The following is a 17013-nucleotide window of genomic DNA, read 5'->3' on the forward strand; positions in this document are numbered from 1 at the left end:
GCGCACAGCCAGCCATCCACTTGGGCACACGTCCAGCCACACGACAGATTGACCTCCGCCTCGCGTCGCTCGCATTGCCGTTGCTCACCTTGTGCGTCACCTCATGCGCGATCATTCACCACGACAGTCCACCCGACGCGATGATCGCGCCGCAGCAGATCCGCCTCGCTGACGACATCCATCTCGCGAACGAAGGCTGGCCGTCGGCGCGCTGGTGGGAGCAGTATCACGATCCGCAGCTCGATTCGCTCGTCGGGCTGGCGCTCGCTCATGCGCCGACGCTCGCCATTGCGCGCGAGCATGTCTCGCAGGCCCACGCGCAGGTCGAGCTGATCCGCGCCGGGGCCGGTCTGCAGATGTCCGCACTGGCGGAAGCCGATCGCGAACATGTCTCGGGGCACGGTTTCCTCAGCGCGTATGCGTCGCACGACCCGGCAATCGGCGCGTATGGACCCTGGTATTGGACCGGCCTGGTGGGCGTCGCCGCGCACTATGACATCGACATCTGGGGCAAGCAACGCGACCTGGTGCGCGCGGCGATTGGCGAGCAGAACGCGCAGCGCGCGGAGGAGGCGCAGGCCGAACTCGAACTGTCGGCCGGCGTCGCGCAGCTCTACTACAGCATCCAGATCACCTACGCGAGTCTCGACCTGCTGCGGCAGCTTCGCGACGTGCGCGCGTTCGAGCTCGACACCCGATCGGCGCGGCACGGGCGCGGCCTCGAAGCGCTGACTCAAACCGCCGACGCGCGTGCGCAGTTGCTCGCGATCGACCAGCAGATCGCATCGAGCGAACAACAGATCGTCCACGCGCGCGAGGCGCTGCGTGCGCTGGCGGGCGTCGGTCCCGACGATCTTCCGGCAATCGCGCCGACGCCGTTGCCAATGCCGTCGGGTTCGCTGCCGTCGACGTTGTCGTATGAATTGCTCGCCCGGCGTCCGGATCTGCAGGCCATGCGCTGGCTGGTCCAGGCGTCGTTCGATCGGATCGATGCGTCGAAGGCCGCGTTCTATCCGAGCTTCGACATCACCGCGTTCTTCGGTTTCAACGCGCTGCGAATGCGCGACCTGTTCCTGCATTCCAGCCAGCAGATCAACCTCATTCCCGGCCTCACGCTGCCGATCTTCGACGGCGGCCGCCTGAACGCGAACCTGCACGGTGCGCGCGCGGCCAGCAACACGCTGATCGAACAGTACGACCAGGCGGTGCTCGACGCGGTACGCGACGTCGCACAGAGCGGCAGCGAGATCGGCGACCTCGATCATCGCGTGCATCTGCAGCGTGACCGGATCGACGCGTTGAGCTTCGCGAGCGACAGTGCGGAGGCGAGTTACAAGACCGGGCTGAGCGACCGGATGACCGCGATGCAGGCGAAGGCGCCGGTGATCGCCGGGCGCCTCGAACTCGTGCAACTTACCGGGGACGAGATCGAGGCTGGGATTGTATTGACCCGCGCGCTCGGTGGCGGCTATCGCAGCGACGACCTGCCGGGGCAGTCGGCCAGCACGAACAAGCCCTAGGCGGCGAGCAGGCCGGCTTCTTGCTGCTGCCGGTTGCCCGCGCGAGCGTGTCGACCCTCTGCTCGGGGATGGATCGCCATGCCTGCGATGCTCAAGCGACCACCAGCGCGGCTGCGACTGCCAGCGCGATCGTCAGCGCGACCACCAGCGTGACCGCGACCGCCAACGCGACCGATGACCCGTCTGCCATGGAGCCAGGTCATGAAGAATCATGATGCTTCGGGAATCCGCACTCCACGTCGGGCAATGCCGCCGTGCCACCCGGAGCAGTCGATCCGTCGAGGCGGCTCATGACTGAGGATATCGATCTGATCGAGCTCACCGCCGAAATCGTGGCGAGTTTCGTGTCGTGCAATCCGTTGCCGGCGGCCGACCTGCCGGCGTTCATCTGGAGCACCTACACCGCGCTGGCCGCATTGCGCACGGCGTCGATACCGGCCGTGCGGCCGCGGGCGGCCGTGCCGATCGAGGAATCGGTGCGCGACGACTATCTCGTCTGTCTCGAAGACGGACGCAAGCTGAAGTCGCTCAAGCGCTACCTGCAGCGCCACTTCGCGATGACCCCCGACGAATACCGCGCGAAGTGGGGCCTGCCCGCCGACTACCCGATGGTCGCGCCGGCCTATTCCGCGCTGCGCTCGTCGATTGCGAAGCGCCATCCCGCGGGCGCAATCAAGCCGCGCCGCGGCGCCTGAGATCGCACGAACGAGGGATGCCGTTCCCGTCGCGCTCACCCGATAAGGGGATGTCGCGCCGCCGCCAGACTGCGCAAGATAGGGGCCGTCGACTTACGCCCCGCGGAGGCGCACATGTTTATGCAAACACTGAATGCAGCGTGCGGCAACGAAGCGGCAGATTGTGCCGCCGACAGCGGGACCGCGCTCGAGGAGGCCGAACCGCTTGCCGGCGCGTCCCATCGGCTCCACGCAGACAGTGTCTGCGATGCGATCGTCGCGCGCCTCGTGGCGCGGGCCGCCGAGCAAACGCGGCCGTCCGCGCGGCGCGCGGCGTCGCTGCCGAGATGGCGTTTGCGGCGCGCGCTCGACTTTATCGAAGCGAATCTCGCGCAGCCGATCGGACTGGCCGATGTCGCCGCCAGCACCGGACTCACCCGCATGCATTTCGCCGCGCAGTTCCGTTCGGCGACCGGCTACTCGCCGCACGCGTATTTGCTGCGGCGCAGGATCGAACATGCCCAGATGCTGCTGCGCTCGTCGGGGCTAGGCGTGCTCGACGTCGCGCTCAGTTGCGGCTTCGGGTCGCATGCGCACTTTACGACTGTCTTCGGGCGGATGGTCGGCGAGCCGCCCAATAGCTGGCGGACCCGCATGCGCGACGAGGAACCGTTCATTGAGCCGGTCGCAGCGATCGACCCGCGCCGTGGCGACACCGGAGCGTGATCATGCAGACCGATCTGGCGGATGATGCATGCTGGTGCGCCGCGTTGCGCCTGCTCGACGGAGGCTCGTGGGAGGGGGCCGCGAGCCGGCTGACGCCTGGCGTCGAAGCAGCAAAGGTGCGGGCGGCGCAAACCGACGCGTGCCGCGAATGCGTGGTGCGCGTGCTCGATCGCGTTTCGACGAAGGTCGTGGTCGTGTACTGGTGCGATGCAACGTCCTGCCGCTACGGCGATCAGTTATGGCGGGTGGGCGTCTCGCGGCGGCGCGGTCGTTGCGCGTTGTCGGGCGCGCCGATCAAGGCCGGCGACGCGGTCTACCGTCCACGGCAGGGGCGGCCGAGGCCCGTCAACGCGGCCGCGATGATGCTGGCCTCGGAGGTCGAGCGCGTGTCACCTGGTTGATCGTTGTCCGCATTACAAACCCCGGTATTGATCGCTTTCGTTTCGGTTGCAGTCCAGGCAATACCGGACAACGACCCATCCTTTACCAAAAAAGAACCGAATCATCACGCTTTTCCGGACGGTCATGTCTAGTCTGGACGGTATTGTGTTCGTCCAGCGATTGTGACGATCGGATGTCCGACGGAGCGAGAAATGAACGAGGCATTTGTCCGCGAAATTCATCAGGAAGCGGGGCATCTTCAGCCCCGCGCGGTGCCGGCGCGAGGGCAGTCCGAAGCGCTCGTGACGCGGGCGCTTCATGTCGTGCCGCCCGCGCGGGTGTCCGCCGAGGAAGTTCAGTCGTTGGCGCGCGTCGGCCGGGAACGGCCTGCGGTGAGTGTAGCGCGCCCCCATCCGGATCTTGCGCGCGCGTGGCAGATGGTGATCCGCGGCGAGGCCGCCGAAGCGCTGCTGAGCGCGCAGCGGGCCGAAGGGCAGGTCGGTTTGCTGACGGGCCCGGTTGCGCTTGCGGTGCGTTGCGAGATCGCGGCGGTGCGGGCCGCGTCGCTCATGCTGCAGGACGACGCGGGGGCCGCATTGGCCGCCGCGCTTTCCGCGCTGCGGTTCGGCACCGCAACGCCCACCGCGCACGTCGCGCTGACGGTGTGCCGCGGCGCTTACTTGCGCCTGGGCGACCCCGAGAGTTTCCACGCGGTGGAACGCCGCGCGCCGGACGGGCGGCCGGGCCGGCTGCGCGCGATCGCCGCAATGCTCGACCTTGCGCTCGATGCCGCGATCGAATTCGGTCAGATGCATTTCAATGCCGCGCGCCTGCTGGCCGACGACGCGCTCGCTATCGCGCGCCGTTTCGGGGCCGGTCCGGCGGCAATCGACGCGCTGCCTGCCTGCGTGATGGCGCAAGTGCTGTACGAGGAAGGCCGCGTCGACGAGAGCGAGGCATTGGTCGCGGCACGGCTGCCGGGAATCCGCCAGGGCGGTACGATCGAAGGCGCGGTGCGCGCTTACGGACTGCTTGCGCGCATCGCGGCCAACCGGCAGCAACCGGGGCAGGCGCTCCTGTTGCTGGCCGAGGCGGACGCGCTCGGGATCAAGCGCAACTGGCCGCGCTTGCGCGCCGCCAGCGTCGCGCAGCAGGTCGAGCTGCTCGTCGCCGCGGATCGCCTCGACCAGGCGGCGCTCTGCGCACAACGGCTCGCCGTGCTGGCCGGGCAATGCGGCGCGGCCAGCAGCAGCGCGCGCTTCGAGATCGCGCGCTACCACGTGCTCACCCAGGCGCGGCTTGCGCTCGCCCAGACGCATTCACAAACATGTGCTCCCGCGTTCCCTCAGGCGCCCATCGAGATATCCGCCGCGGTCGATCTCGCAGCGCTGCGGCAGCTCCATTGCGATACCGTTCTAAGGCGCGATCGATACGGCGCGGTGACGATCATGCTGTTGCTGATCGAAGCGTTGCTGGTCGCCGGTCTGCGCGATGACGCGGTCGAGGCGCTTGTCACGCTGCTGAAGCAGGCGGCTTCGGCGGGGCTGCAGCAGACGCTCGTCGACTGCAGCGAGCGCGTGGCGAAACTGATCGACGGGGTGGTGCGCGGGTCGATCGTGCCGGCCGGCGACGTCCGCGAACTGCTTCCCTACGCAGGCGCCTTAATGTCGCGACGCCGGCGTGGCGTCGCCCATGCGCAACCGGCGTGCGATACGGCGCGGGACCTCGCAGGGTCGGTGGCCGCCATGGGCCTCAGCGAGCGCGAACGCGTGATCATCGGACTGATGGGGCGTGGACTGACCAACAAGCAAATTGCGATCCGGCTGTGCATCGCGCCCGAGACAGTGAAGTCGCACGCCAAGCATCTGTATTCGAAGCTCTCGGTGAGGAACCGGATCGAAGCGGTGACGCTGGCGAGCCGCCTGGGTCTCGTCCGGCTATCCGGATGCGGGCATGCCGGCGATTAACCCGCTTCGAGAGTGGAGCATCCCTTTGCACAATCAGGACCAGAAAATCACCCTTCCGAACCGCGAACACCTTACCCTGACGGGAAAAATGTGCGTCTCGTCCCGGCAGGCGGACGCGTGTGTTCTTCAGAGGGTTGGATAAAGGCGTGAGGAGCAAGGTTGACATGAAGGCTCATTCGAGCAGCTTATCGTCGGTCAGTTTTGAAGGCTTTCGTCTGGATACGGTGAACGAATGTCTCTGGCGGCTGGATGCCTCCGGCACGACAACCGGGCGGATCGACCTGACGCGCAAGACCTTCGGCGTGTTGCGGTTTCTGATCGAGAATCGCGGTGCGCTGATTACCCATGACGCGCTGCTCGAAGCCGTGTGGCCCGATGTGCACGTGCAGCCCGAAGTCGTGAAGAGCCACATACAGATGATCCGGGCGCGGCTCGGCGATAGCGCGCAGCGCCCTCGCTACATCGAAACATTGCGCGGACGCGGCTATCGTTTCGTCGCGCCCGTCGAGAGCGCTGCAAAGGAGCCGGTGCCGGCCGTCAGCGAGCAGGGTTTCGGCCGCTTTGCCGGACGCACGAGCGAACTGCAGCAGCTGCGTGTCGCCATGGACCAGGCCCGCTCTGGAAACGCTCAGATCGTGGTGGTTACCGGTGAACCGGGCATCGGCAAAACAGCGTTGCTCAGGCAGTTCGTTGCCGCCCAACGGTTCGAACGTGACGATGCGTGGGTTGCCGAAGGGCATTGCGTCGAAGGCTATGGCGGCACGGAGCCGTTCTATCCGGTTCTGCAGGCGCTCGGCCAGCTTTGCCAGGGAAGCGGCGGCAGCGAAGTCGTGAAAGCGCTGGTGACGCTGGCGCCCACGTGGGCATGGCAGCTCCCCGGTCAGGTGGCGAGTCAGGTACGCGAGTCCCTGCACCGGCAGCTTCCTGGCGCGTCGCGCGAACGCATGCTGCGGGAGATCCGGGGCTTGCTGAGCGCTCTGACGCAGACGCAACCGCTGCTTCTGATCTTCGAAGACCTTCATTGGGCCGACTTCTCAAGCATCGATTTTCTGGCGGCACTGGCGCGCCAGCCCGGCGCGCTGCGTCTGATGGTTGTTGTCACTTACCGGCCGGACGAGGCGGTGCTGACCGAACATCCCATCGAGCAACTGCACCACGAGCTGGCGCTAAGGGGCCTATGCCGCGAGCTGACGCTGGGTCCGTTGCCGCGCGATGCGGTGGTGGCGTGGCTGACCGACCGCGATCACACCGACCCTGCCGAAGAAGAACTGTCTTATCTCATCGCGCAGCGTTGCGGCGGCAATCCGCTGTTTATGCGGGCGACCCTTGCCGATCTCGTGGAGCGCAACATGCTCCGCAAGACGGCGACGGGCTGGCGGCCGCTGGCGCCGCTCGCGGCGATCGGCGCGGCGGCGCCACATACGATCACCCGGACGCTCGAAGACAGAATCCGGCGCCTCGGCGCCGACGAGCGGAATCTGCTTGAAGCCGCCAGCGTGGCGGGGCTCTCTTTTTCATCGGCGACCGTGGCCGAGGCCGCGGGTCTGTCGGCGGAACAGTTCGACGATCTGTGCGAGGCTCTGGCACGCACCCAACGCTTTATTCAACGTAGCGGAGTGAAGCGCTTACCTGACGGAAGCGCGGCGGCGATGTTCTGTTTCGACCATGCTCTCGTTCGTCACGCATTCTATGGACGCCAAGGGCTGACTCGCCGCTCCCGTTTGCATCGGCAAATCGCGGAACGGCTCGAAGCCCTCTATGCTCGCGATCAGCGCGCGGAGGTGGCTGACGAACTCGGCCATCATTTCGCCGACGCGCAAGACTGGCTCAAGGCGATCGACTATCTCCGCATTGCGCTGCAAACCGCGAAGGTTCGCTTTGCGTATCGCGAGGCGCAGTCGATTCTCGACTTTGCCGCTTCGCTCACCACCAGGTTGCCGGCCGATTTGCGTCCGCTGAAAAGCTTTGAGTTTGCCGAGGCGCGCGCGTCGCTTTACGCGGCAGCCCATGATCCGCGCGCCGAGGCCGCCTGGATCGAACTGGACGAGCAGGCGCGCGCGATTGGCCGGCTCGATGCGCAATTGCGCGCCATGCTCGGCCTCGCTTACGTGTTTAGCTGGAGCGACAGACAACGTTGCATCGAGATGCTAAACGAAGCGCTGGCGCTCAGCGCATCGCATCCCGACTTGCGCGTCAGTGCGCTGGTGCGCGTGAGTGCCTACGTACGCCGTATCTGGACCGATGGCTGGTCGCATGCCGACCTGACCGAGTGCGAGACGGCGATGCGGGCGCTGCGCGAGACAGGGGATCCCTTGCTGATCGCCCGCGCGAATATGGAACACAGCATGCTGTGCATCATTTCCACCCGGTATCGCGAAGCGCTCGGCACGGTGCGGGCGAATTACCAGATTCTCTTTGAGCATGCGGTGGAGCATCCGGGCTTCGACCTCGCGCGGGCGACGTGGATGCTCCGGCTGGGTACGGCGTGGGCCCAGCTTTTCCTTGGCGAGTTAGGCCGGTCGACGGAATCGTTTGCCCAGGGTATGGCTTCATTCCACGAGAACGGCGACTATTTTGCGGCCCGCACGCTCGAGGTCTATCGAGGCTGGTTGCTCGTCCATACGATGGACTACGAGTCGATCATTGAAATGTACGAACGCTTCGTGCCGGCTTCGAACTCGTCCGATCAGGTGGTGGAGCCCGACTCAGGCGCATTGCTGCCCGTGCAACACCGTGCGTGCATCGTGCTCGCGGGCCTCGCGTATATCGGATTGGAGGACGGCGCACGCGCCTTGTCGCTGTTCGCTGAAGCACAACGTCAGATGGACGCCACGCCGATCATGTTCGACTGGTATTGGCGGCTGGCAATCGAATGGGGTACCGCCGAGGCCGCGATGATGGCGGGCGACCATCACACCGCGAGATCTCACGCCCAGGCGTTCCTCAGGCTCGCCCTCGCTACCGAAGACCGCACATGGCAGGCACTCGCCTGGGAAGTCGTTGCGCGAGTGGCGCTTGCGAGTGGCGATCCGGTTATGGCACACGAGCATATCAACGCGGCGTTCGCGGTCACGGAAGGCTTCGAAACGCCGCTGGTGGACTGGCGGCTTCATCGCACGGCAACGGCGATTCACGAGGCTCACGGCGACGCCGAACAGGCCGATGTGCAACAGCGCCATTTCAGGTCGACGCTCGAGCGGCTGTCGAATTCCTTGCCGCGTGGCGGTCAGATCGGCCAGCGCCTGCTCGCTCTTTCAGCAAGCTGACACGTGCTTCAAGCGTGAGGCACGAGGCATGAAGCATGAAGCGTCAGGCATGAAGCACGAGAGGCGGGGGAGCCGTGATTGCACCGATCCCCCCGCAGGGTGATATCGGCCGGGAAGGTGTCGATGCAAGATAAGTGAATCCCCACCGATGAAATCAGCGCGACCAGAAGTAACGAACGCCGGTCGCGCGGTTCATATCGGCAGCGGATCATTTAATGCATGGAGCACTTTCAGGAGAGCCGATATGAGCAGGAAAGTTGCCGAAATCATTGTGGATACGCTCGCCTCGGCGGGCGTCAAACATTGCTACGGTATCGTAGGCGACACGCTGAATCTCATTGCTCATCACATCAATGAGAGCGACATCGAGTGGGTCCATGTGCGTCATGAGGAGGCGGGGGCATTCGCCGCCGAAGCCGAAGCCATGTTGACCGGCAATCTCACGGCCGTGGCGGGAAGCTGCGGCCCCGGCAGCCTTCACTTTATCAACGGCCTCGTGGATGCCAACCGCAATCGGGCGCCGGTTATCCTGATCGCGACCCAGGTGGCGAGCGAGGAACTCGGCTTCAACTTTCCGCAGGAAGTCGACTTCAAGGCGATCTACGGATCGTGCAGCGTGTTCTGCGACATGATCATTACGCCGGAGCAGGCGCGGCGCAAAACCGTGATTGCCTGTCAGACCGCGATTGCAAAAGGTGGCGTCGCCGTGCTGATCGTTCCGGTCGACATCGCCCATGCTGACGCTAGCGATAACGTCCCGTATTCGGTCCACACGAACGTGCCGGTGGTCCGGCCGAGTGACGCGGACCTCGACCGTGTCGCCGACATCCTCAATTCGGGTGAGAAGATTGCGATCTACGGTGGCTCCGGATGCCGTGGCGCGCACGCGGAAATCATGGCGGTTGCCGAGCGGCTCAAGGCGCCCATTGCGCACACGTCCCGCGCCAAAGACGCGCTGGAACACGACAACCCGTACAACGTCGGCATGACCGGCATTATCGGCGGCGAAGCAGGCTATCTGGCCGTGTCCGAATGCGAGACCTTGCTGCTGCTGGGCGCGGATTTCGCATGGCGGCAGTTCTATCCGGACAAAGCCAAAATCGTTCAGATCGACATGGCGCCCGATCATCTCGGCCGCCGGCATCCGGTCACGCTGGGCCTGGTTGGCGATATCAAGTCGACGATGGAGGCGTTGCTGCCGCGCCTTAAACCGCGTACGTCGACCGAGTTCCGCGACAAGCTCGTCGAACGGCATGCCCGCGCGGTGGAAACTCATCGGTCGAAGGCGGTTGCGTCCAACCGCGGAACGATTCCGCCCATCTATCTGACCGAACTGCTCAACCGGCACGCAGCGAGCGATGCGCTCTTCTGCGCCGACGATGGCACGCCGACGGTCTGGCTTTATCGCCATATCGACACGAATGGAAAACGCCGGGTGTTTTCGAGTCTGCTGCACGGCACGATGGCGGCGGCCCTGCCGATGTCAATGGGTCTGCAGAAGTGCCAGCCTGGACGCCAGGTGATTTCCATGTCCGGCGACGGTGGCCTCGCCATGCTGTTCGGCGAACTCATGACGGTCGTGCAGGAGAAGCTGCCCGTTAAGGTGGTGGTGTTCGACAACGGCAAGTTGGGATTTATCGACATCGAGCAGAAGTCCGAAGGCATGCTCCCGCTTTATACGGGTCTGCAAAATCCGGACTTCGGCAAAGTTGCCGAGGCGATCGGCTTGTGGGGACGCACGGTATCGAAAGCCGATGAGCTCGAAGAGGCCGTCATCGCATGGTTGAACGAGCCGGGCCCCGCGCTGCTGAACGTCAAGGTCGACACGATGACGCTCGTGATGCCGCCCAAGATCGAGTGGGGTGCTGCGTACGGCATGGTTCTGTATTCAGCGAAAGCCATGCTGCAGGGGCAGTCCGCCGACGTGTTCGCGATGATCCGCGAAAACTTGTAGGACGTGCTGGGGCAGGGGCGGCGGTGGATCGATCACCGCCTTTACGATCGCGCGGAACCGAGGGACCGGTGTGCGCGAAGCGTCCTCATGTCCTTGTGTGGCCCTTGCCTGGCCCCGGTTTGGCTGTCTTGCACTGGCAGGAGTAGACTCGCCGGGGTTGCTCCGTGATACCACGCCGATTGTCGTCTTGCGCCGACGCGTGCGCGTGAACAGGAGGAGTCGACAATACAGTTAGAGTGGCGTCGGGGAATTTGAAAATGCGTTTGTCAAAGGTTGATCTGAATCTCTTCGTTGTATTCGAAGCCGTCTACCGGACACGAAACCTGACGCGCGCAGCGGAGATGCTGTTCATCACTCAGCCTGCTGTCAGCAATGCATTGGCGCGGATGCGCAAAACCTTCGACGATCAACTGTTTGTGAGCACGTCGGCCGGCATGATGCCGACTCCCGTTTCGGAAAACATCATCGGCCAGGTTCGCGAGGCGCTGCAGTTGCTCGACTCGAGTACGCACGTCGGCGGACGCTTCGATCCCGCCACGTCCGAGCGTACGTTCCGGCTCAGCATGACCGACCTGACGGAGGCGCTTCTACTGCCCGCGCTTGAGGAAGTGTTGCAGCGACTGGCGCCCGGCATTCGCATCGAGAGCTACTTCACCACGCGTAAAGAGGTGCCGGAAGCGCTGGCCAGCGGTGCGGTCAATCTCGCGATCGACGCGCCGCTGATCGACGATCCCTACCTCGAACAGGAGCCGCTGGGCCGCGACCGCTATGCATGCATGCTGCGTCGCGACCATCCGTTTACAAAGAAGAAGCTGACGATCGACGACTACCTCAGCTTCGGTCATATTCACGTATCCAGCCGCCCGCAAGGATCGGGTCTCGTCGATGCGGAACTGACCAGGCTGGGTGTCAGGCGATCGATTCAGACGCGGGTTCAACACTATCTCGTCGCCCCGTTGATCGCGATGCGAACCGATCTCGTGCTCACGGCGCCGCTTGTGCTCCTCAAGCGCTACGACGCGCGAATCCTGGCACTGCCGTTCGATCTGCCGGATCTTCAGTCGCATGGCTACTGGCATCGAAGCGTGACGGGGGACCCCGCTCATCGTTGGTTGCGCGAGCAGGTTGGCCGTCTTATGCGAGAAATGAACCAGTAGCGCGGGCCGGCGGGGCATACGGGACACAGGGGCTACCCACGTCCAGTGTCACGAAAATTTATAGCCGACTATCACAATAATCAATTTCCTGAATGATCCGGCGCTGGGTATTCTGCTAGCCATGTTGAAGCGAGGATGGCATGGCAGAACTCTATCTTGTGCGGCATGGTCAGGCGTCTTTCGGCGCTGAAAACTACGACGCGCTATCACCCTCCGGTCATACCCAATCGAGTTGGCTCGGCGAGTACTTCGCGCAGGCGGACTTGCGGTTCGATCGCGTTGTCATTGGCACGATGCAGCGGCATCGGCAAACCGCTGACGCCATTCTCGCCGCCATGGGCGGCCCGCCAATCGAGCTCGCGCAAGACGCGGGTTTGAACGAATACGATTTCGAAGCGTTGTTCGCGGCCCTGGGCGACGAGGGTTCGCCGTCAGGTTTGTCCGCGGGTCTGTCGGCCACCCGTTCAAAAAAAGACTTCTACAAAGGGCTCCGGCACGTGCTGCAGCTCTGGGCCGATGACCGCTTGCCGGGCGCCGTTCCAGAGACATGGCAGCAATTCCAGACACGTGTCCAGCGTGCGCGCAGCGACATCCAGCGGGCCGGCGGCCGGCGCGTTCTGGTGGTGAGTTCGGGTGGTCCGATCGCGGTCACTGCCCAGCAGGTTTTGCAGACACCCGCTGCGACCGCGATTGCACTGAACCTGCAGATTCGAAACAGCAGCGTTTGCCAATATGTCTTTAACGACAAGGCGATGTCGTTAGTCAGTTTCAATTCAGTGCCGCATCTCGAACATGCCGAGAGGCGTGAATTTGTCACCTATGGCTGACCTACACCGGTATTTCCACTCAATGAACGACCCCCACGCTCACTTACGTTCGCTGCCCCCCGAAGGGGAAGCAACATGAACCACCCAAGCCTCCAATTCGACATCGACGATCTCACACGTTATCTGACTGCGCACGTACCTGGGTTTCAAGGGCCGATGTCCGTCGGGAAATTTCCCGGCGGACAATCCAATCCGACGTTTCTCCTGAAGGCGCAAAGCGGAAGCTACGTGCTGAGGCGTCAACCGCCCGGCGATCTGCTCAAGGCCGCGCATGCGGTCGATCGCGAGTTTCGCGTGATATCGGCGCTCGGCCGGACACCGGTTCCTGTCGCTCGCGCTTATCACCTGTGCGAGGACCGCGAGGTTATCGGCAGCCTGTTTTACGTCATGAGCTACGAGGACGGGCGAATCTTCTGGAACCCGGCGCTGCCTGAAGTACCCGTCGAGGAGCGCGGCGCCGTCTATGACGCACTGATCGGCACAATGGCTGCTCTCCACGACGTGGATATCGACCAGGCCGGATTGTCCGACTACGGCCGCCCGGGCAACTATTTCGAGCGTCAGATCGACGTCTGGACCAGGCAATATCGCGCCGCGCAGACCGATACCTTGGCGGCGATGGAGTTGCTGATCGAGTGGCTGCCTGCGCACTGTCCGGCAGAAATGGGAAAGCCTGCGCTCGTGCACGGCGACTTCCGTATCGACAACATCATCTTCATGCGCGACGCGCCGCAAGTCCGTGCCGTTCTCGATTGGGAGCTCTCCACGCTCGGCAATCCGTTGGCCGACATCGCGTACTTCTGCATGTGTTTGCGGCTTCCGCCCGGCAGCCATATCGCGGGACTAGCAGGGCTGGATCGAGCGGCGTTGGGCGTGCCGGACGAGGCGTCGATCGTCGAGCGGTATTGCGCGCTGCGCGGAATTCCGTCGATTGAGAACTGGAACTTCTACCTGGCGTTCAGCTTCTTCCGGCTCGCCGCGATCGCGCAGGGCGTGAAGAAGCGGGCCTTGAGCGGCAACGCATCGAACGAAAAAGCGCGGCAGGTGGGGGAGATGGCCGGAGCACTTGCGAAGATGGGCATCGACCTGATCTGAAGGCAGGCAGGAAATAGGAACATAGAAATAGGAATGCAGATCGTGACTACTAATTTGTTTGACCTGAGTGGAAAGATTGCGCTGGTGACGGGCGCGAGCCGAGGTATCGGCGAGGAGATCGCCAAACTGCTCGCAGAGCAGGGCGCCCATGTGATTGTGTCGAGCCGCAAGCAGGACGATTGTGAATCCGTTGCGCGCGAGATCAAGGAGGCGGGCGGGAGTGCCGAAGCACACCCGTGCCACGTGGGGCGTCTCGAGGACATCCTCGCGATCTTTCAGCATATTCGGGCACGGCATGGCCGCCTGGACATTCTCGTCAACAACGCGGCGACCAATCCGTATTTTGGCCACATTCTCGATACCGATCTGTCGTCCTTCGAAAAGACGGTGGAAGTCAATCTGCGCGGTTACTTCTTCATGTCCGTCGAGGCGGGCAAGTTGATGCGTGAGAACGGCGGCGGTGCGATCGTCAACACGGCTTCGGTCAATGCATTGCAGCCTGGCGACAAACAGGGCATCTACTCGATCACCAAGGCCGCCGTTGTCAACATGACACGGGCCTTTGCAAAGGAGTGCGGGCCGTTGGGGATTCGGGTGAACGCGCTGCTCCCCGGACTGACCAAAACCCGCTTTGCGGGTGCGCTGTTCGCGGATCAGGCCACGTATGAGAGCTGGGTATCGCAGATTCCGCTGCGACGCCATGCAGAACCGCGTGAGATGGCGGGCACCGTGCTGTACCTGGTGTCCGACGCTGCGAGCTATACCAACGGAGAGTGTGTTGTCGTCGACGGTGGACTGACGATCTAGTCATGGGGTCGAGGCACGGTATTAGTCGCGCTGTTTGCTGTGTGGTTGACCCATGCCTCGACGACATCAATCAGATTAGGGAAGAGTAAAAATGGACTTTGCATACAGCCCGAAAGTCGAAGCGCTGCGCACCCAGGTGCGGGCGTTCATGGATACGCACATCGTTCCGCGCATCCGGCAATGGCACGATGAAGTGAGCTCCGGTCAATATCCGGTTTCCTTTATGGAGACCTTGAAGGAGCAGGCGCGCGAAGAGGGTCTCTGGAATCTGTTCCTGCCACATCTGCGCGATGACGAGCCGGGTACCCGCCTGACCAATCTCGAGTACGCGCCCTTGGCCGAAATCATGGGTCGGGTGTCGTGGGCGTCCGAGGTGTTCAACTGCAACGCGCCGGACACGGGCAATATGGAGCTGCTCCATATGTTCGCCACGCCCGCGCAGCGCGAGAAGTGGCTCAAGCCCCTCCTCGACGGCAAGATCCGTTCGGCGTTTGCGATGACGGAGCCGGCGGTGGCTTCCTCGGACGCAACCAATATCACCACGTCGATTCGTCGCGACGGGGACGACTATGTCATCGACGGCCGCAAGTGGTTCATCACGAATGCAGCTCATCCGAATTGTCAGATCTTCATCGTGATGGGCAAAACGGATCCGGACGCGCCGAGCCACAGTCAGCAGAGCATGATTCTCGTGCCCCGCGACACACCCGGCGTCAAGGTGATCCGCAATATTTCGGTGGTCAATCACGTGGCGCCGGAAGGCCACTGCGAGATCGAATTCAAAGGCGTGCGCGTGCCGCGATCGAATCTCCTCGGTGAAGAGGGCAGCGGCTTTGCACTGGCGCAGGCGCGTCTTGGGCCGGGGCGGATTCATCACTGCATGCGCTCGATCGGCGCCGCGGAACTGGCGCTCGAGTTGATGGTGGAGCGGGCCCAGGCGCGCACGGCGTTCGGCAAGACATTGTTCGAACACGGGACGGTTGCCGAGTGGATCGCGAAGTCCAGAATCGAAATCGATCAGGCAAGGCTGTTTGTGCTCAAGGCCGCGTGGATGATCGATAACGTGGGTGCGAAAGACGCGCGAAAAGAAATCTCGATGATCAAGGCGCTCGTGCCGACGGTTCACACCGCCGTGTGCGAGCGGGCGATGCAGGTGTTCGGCGCGATGGGCCTGAGCCCCGACACGCCGTTGGCCGATAGCTGGACGTGGGGCCGTGCATTGCGGTTCGCGGATGGCCCGGACGAGGTCCATCTGCAGAGCATTGCACGGATGGAACTCAAGACGCATCACTATGAGCCGGGCAAGGGCAATCCTTACCTGACGACGCCGGTATAAGGCATCGCGCGCGTTTCAACGCATGATCCGGCGGGGCGCGCCCTGGGTTTCCAGCGCGTCCCGCCGAGCCGCATCTGCCGGCCTTCGTCTATCAGGCTTCCCCAATCAGCTCGCGATGCAGTGCCATGAATTCCAGTGCAAGCTTATGCCGTGGATCGAGGTGAACCATCGGTTTGGCGTGCTGGTGCGATTCGCGAATCCGCACGGAAGAAGACAGCCGGGATTCCAGCACCGGCAAGCCCTCGCTGACCAGTTCCTCGACCAGTTGGAGCGGCAAGCTCGCGCGAGGCTGAAACTGGTTGATCACAATCCCTTCGACTTCCAGATCGGCATTGTGGTCCTGCTGAATTTCCTTGACGTTGTCGAGCAGCGTATAGAGCGCGCGACGAGAAAAATCGTCGCAGTCGAATGGGATCAGGCAGCGTTCGACCGCAATCAGCGCGGAGCGGGTGTAGAAATTCAGGGCCGGTGGCGTGTCGATATAAATCGCGTCGTACGCATCCAGTTCGTTCAGGGCATCGCGTAGCTTGTAGATCTTGTAGCGTGATTCGAGCTTGCCGTGCAACGCGTCAAGCTCGGCATGAGAGGGCATCACATCGAGGTTCTCGAACGGCGTGGGATGGATGAAGGTCGAGACCGGTGTGGGCTTGAAGCTGAAACTCAGCGCCGTTTCGAAGAAGTCCGCCACGCTCGGCTTGAGTCCATTCGCCTGCTCGCCGAGAAGGTATTGACTGGAATTGCCCTGAGGATCGAGGTCGATGACCAGGGTGCGCAATCCCTCGCTGGCACTGATCGCCGCCAGGTTGCATACGATGGTCGATTTACCCACGCCACCCTTCTGATTGAAGACGACACGCCGCATCTGGTTTGCCCCTTTTTGCGAGAACTAGCGAGAACTTGCGAAAGATACAGCTTACCCTGGCGGAACTTCCCTTAGCCCGGCCTCCACGGCCGTACTTGCGCTGCAGTCGCGCCGACTCAGCGCTTGCCAGTTCCGTCGACTATCTGATGCTGACCGGCTACGTGTGCGGGGGCTGGCAGATGGGCCGCGCAGCGCTGGTTGCGTCGAGCAAAAGCCAGGCGGGTGAGGACCCGGATTTTCATCGCACCAAGCTTGCCACGGTGCGCTTTTATGCCGACAAGGTTTTGCCCAAAGCGAATGCGCTTCTGGAGACGATACGCAGCGGCGCATCGAGTGGGGCGGGCCTGGCGATCGAGCAGTTCTAGGCGGTGGTTCAGAAATACGCCGATGCGTCGATGCGCCGGCGACACGTTTTTACTGAAGATATGTCATGGATACGCA

The 17013-nt window shown here is 63.3% G+C and carries 14 protein-coding genes; 13 read left to right on the forward strand and 1 reads right to left on the reverse strand.

All coding sequences use genetic code 11. The features are described from left to right. The first annotated feature begins 20 nt into the window (after positions 1-20). The 12 genes from ACOSV0_RS27285 (at position 21) to ACOSV0_RS27340 (ending at position 15710) form a co-directional block, all read left to right on the forward strand. A complete protein-coding gene (locus ACOSV0_RS27285; protein ID WP_434115377.1) occupies positions 21-1520 on the forward strand; it encodes an MdtP family multidrug efflux transporter outer membrane subunit in 1500 nt (499 codons plus the stop codon). 290 nt (positions 1521-1810) lie between these two features. Then, on the forward strand, positions 1811-2215 hold the full coding sequence (locus tag ACOSV0_RS27290) for a MucR family transcriptional regulator (protein ID WP_434115379.1): 405 nt from the start codon (positions 1811-1813) through the stop codon (positions 2213-2215). A 114-nt stretch (positions 2216-2329) separates the two neighbouring features. Then, a complete protein-coding gene (locus ACOSV0_RS27295; RefSeq protein WP_434115381.1) occupies positions 2330-2920 on the forward strand; it encodes a helix-turn-helix domain-containing protein in 591 nt (196 codons plus the stop codon). Positions 2921-2922: 2 nt separating this feature from the next. Continuing rightward, the gene (locus ACOSV0_RS27300) at positions 2923-3321 is read left to right on the forward strand and encodes a DUF3331 domain-containing protein (protein ID WP_434115383.1); all 399 of its coding nucleotides are present in this window, start codon (positions 2923-2925) and stop codon (positions 3319-3321) included. Between the two features lie 192 nt (positions 3322-3513). Further along, the gene (locus ACOSV0_RS27305) at positions 3514-5268 is read left to right on the forward strand and encodes a LuxR C-terminal-related transcriptional regulator (RefSeq protein WP_434115384.1); all 1755 of its coding nucleotides are present in this window, start codon (positions 3514-3516) and stop codon (positions 5266-5268) included. Positions 5269-5432: 164 nt separating this feature from the next. Beyond that, positions 5433-8534 (forward strand): ATP-binding protein, encoded by a 3102-nt coding sequence (locus tag ACOSV0_RS27310; RefSeq protein WP_434115386.1) that lies wholly within the window; start codon positions 5433-5435, stop codon positions 8532-8534. A 244-nt stretch (positions 8535-8778) separates the two neighbouring features. Beyond that, positions 8779-10488, forward strand: coding sequence for a thiamine pyrophosphate-dependent enzyme (locus ACOSV0_RS27315; protein ID WP_434115388.1), 1710 nt, complete (start codon positions 8779-8781; stop codon positions 10486-10488). A 257-nt stretch (positions 10489-10745) separates the two neighbouring features. After that, positions 10746-11645: a LysR family transcriptional regulator gene (locus tag ACOSV0_RS27320; RefSeq protein ID WP_434115390.1), complete on the forward strand. Its 900-nt coding sequence runs from the start codon at positions 10746-10748 to the stop codon at positions 11643-11645. Between the two features lie 140 nt (positions 11646-11785). Further along, the gene (locus ACOSV0_RS27325; RefSeq protein WP_434115392.1) at positions 11786-12472 is read left to right on the forward strand and encodes a histidine phosphatase family protein; all 687 of its coding nucleotides are present in this window, start codon (positions 11786-11788) and stop codon (positions 12470-12472) included. A gap of 75 nt (positions 12473-12547) precedes the next feature. Then, positions 12548-13567, forward strand: coding sequence for a phosphotransferase (locus ACOSV0_RS27330; protein WP_434115395.1), 1020 nt, complete (start codon positions 12548-12550; stop codon positions 13565-13567). 42 nt (positions 13568-13609) lie between these two features. Next, on the forward strand, positions 13610-14374 hold the full coding sequence (locus ACOSV0_RS27335; RefSeq protein ID WP_434115397.1) for an SDR family oxidoreductase: 765 nt from the start codon (positions 13610-13612) through the stop codon (positions 14372-14374). 91 nt (positions 14375-14465) lie between these two features. Next, positions 14466-15710 carry an acyl-CoA dehydrogenase family protein gene (locus tag ACOSV0_RS27340; protein ID WP_434115399.1) on the forward strand — a complete coding sequence of 415 codons (1245 nt, stop codon included), beginning with the start codon at positions 14466-14468 and terminating at the stop codon, positions 15708-15710. 91 nt (positions 15711-15801) lie between these two features. On the opposite strand, the gene ACOSV0_RS27345 is transcribed toward ACOSV0_RS27340, so the two are convergent. Then, entirely contained in the window at positions 15802-16572 is a 771-nt protein-coding gene (locus tag ACOSV0_RS27345) for a ParA family protein (RefSeq protein ID WP_434115401.1), read from the reverse strand. A gap of 95 nt (positions 16573-16667) precedes the next feature. On the opposite strand from ACOSV0_RS27345, the gene ACOSV0_RS27350 reads away from it, so the two are divergent. Continuing rightward, complete coding sequence (locus ACOSV0_RS27350) at positions 16668-16937, forward strand: acyl-CoA dehydrogenase C-terminal domain-containing protein (RefSeq protein ID WP_434115403.1); 270 nt, start codon at positions 16668-16670, stop codon at positions 16935-16937. Positions 16938-17013: the final 76 nt, after the last annotated feature.

Origin of the sequence: Paraburkholderia caffeinilytica, from assembly GCF_051027425.1 — a bacterium.
Lineage (GTDB): Bacteria > Pseudomonadota > Gammaproteobacteria > Burkholderiales > Burkholderiaceae > Paraburkholderia > Paraburkholderia caffeinilytica_A.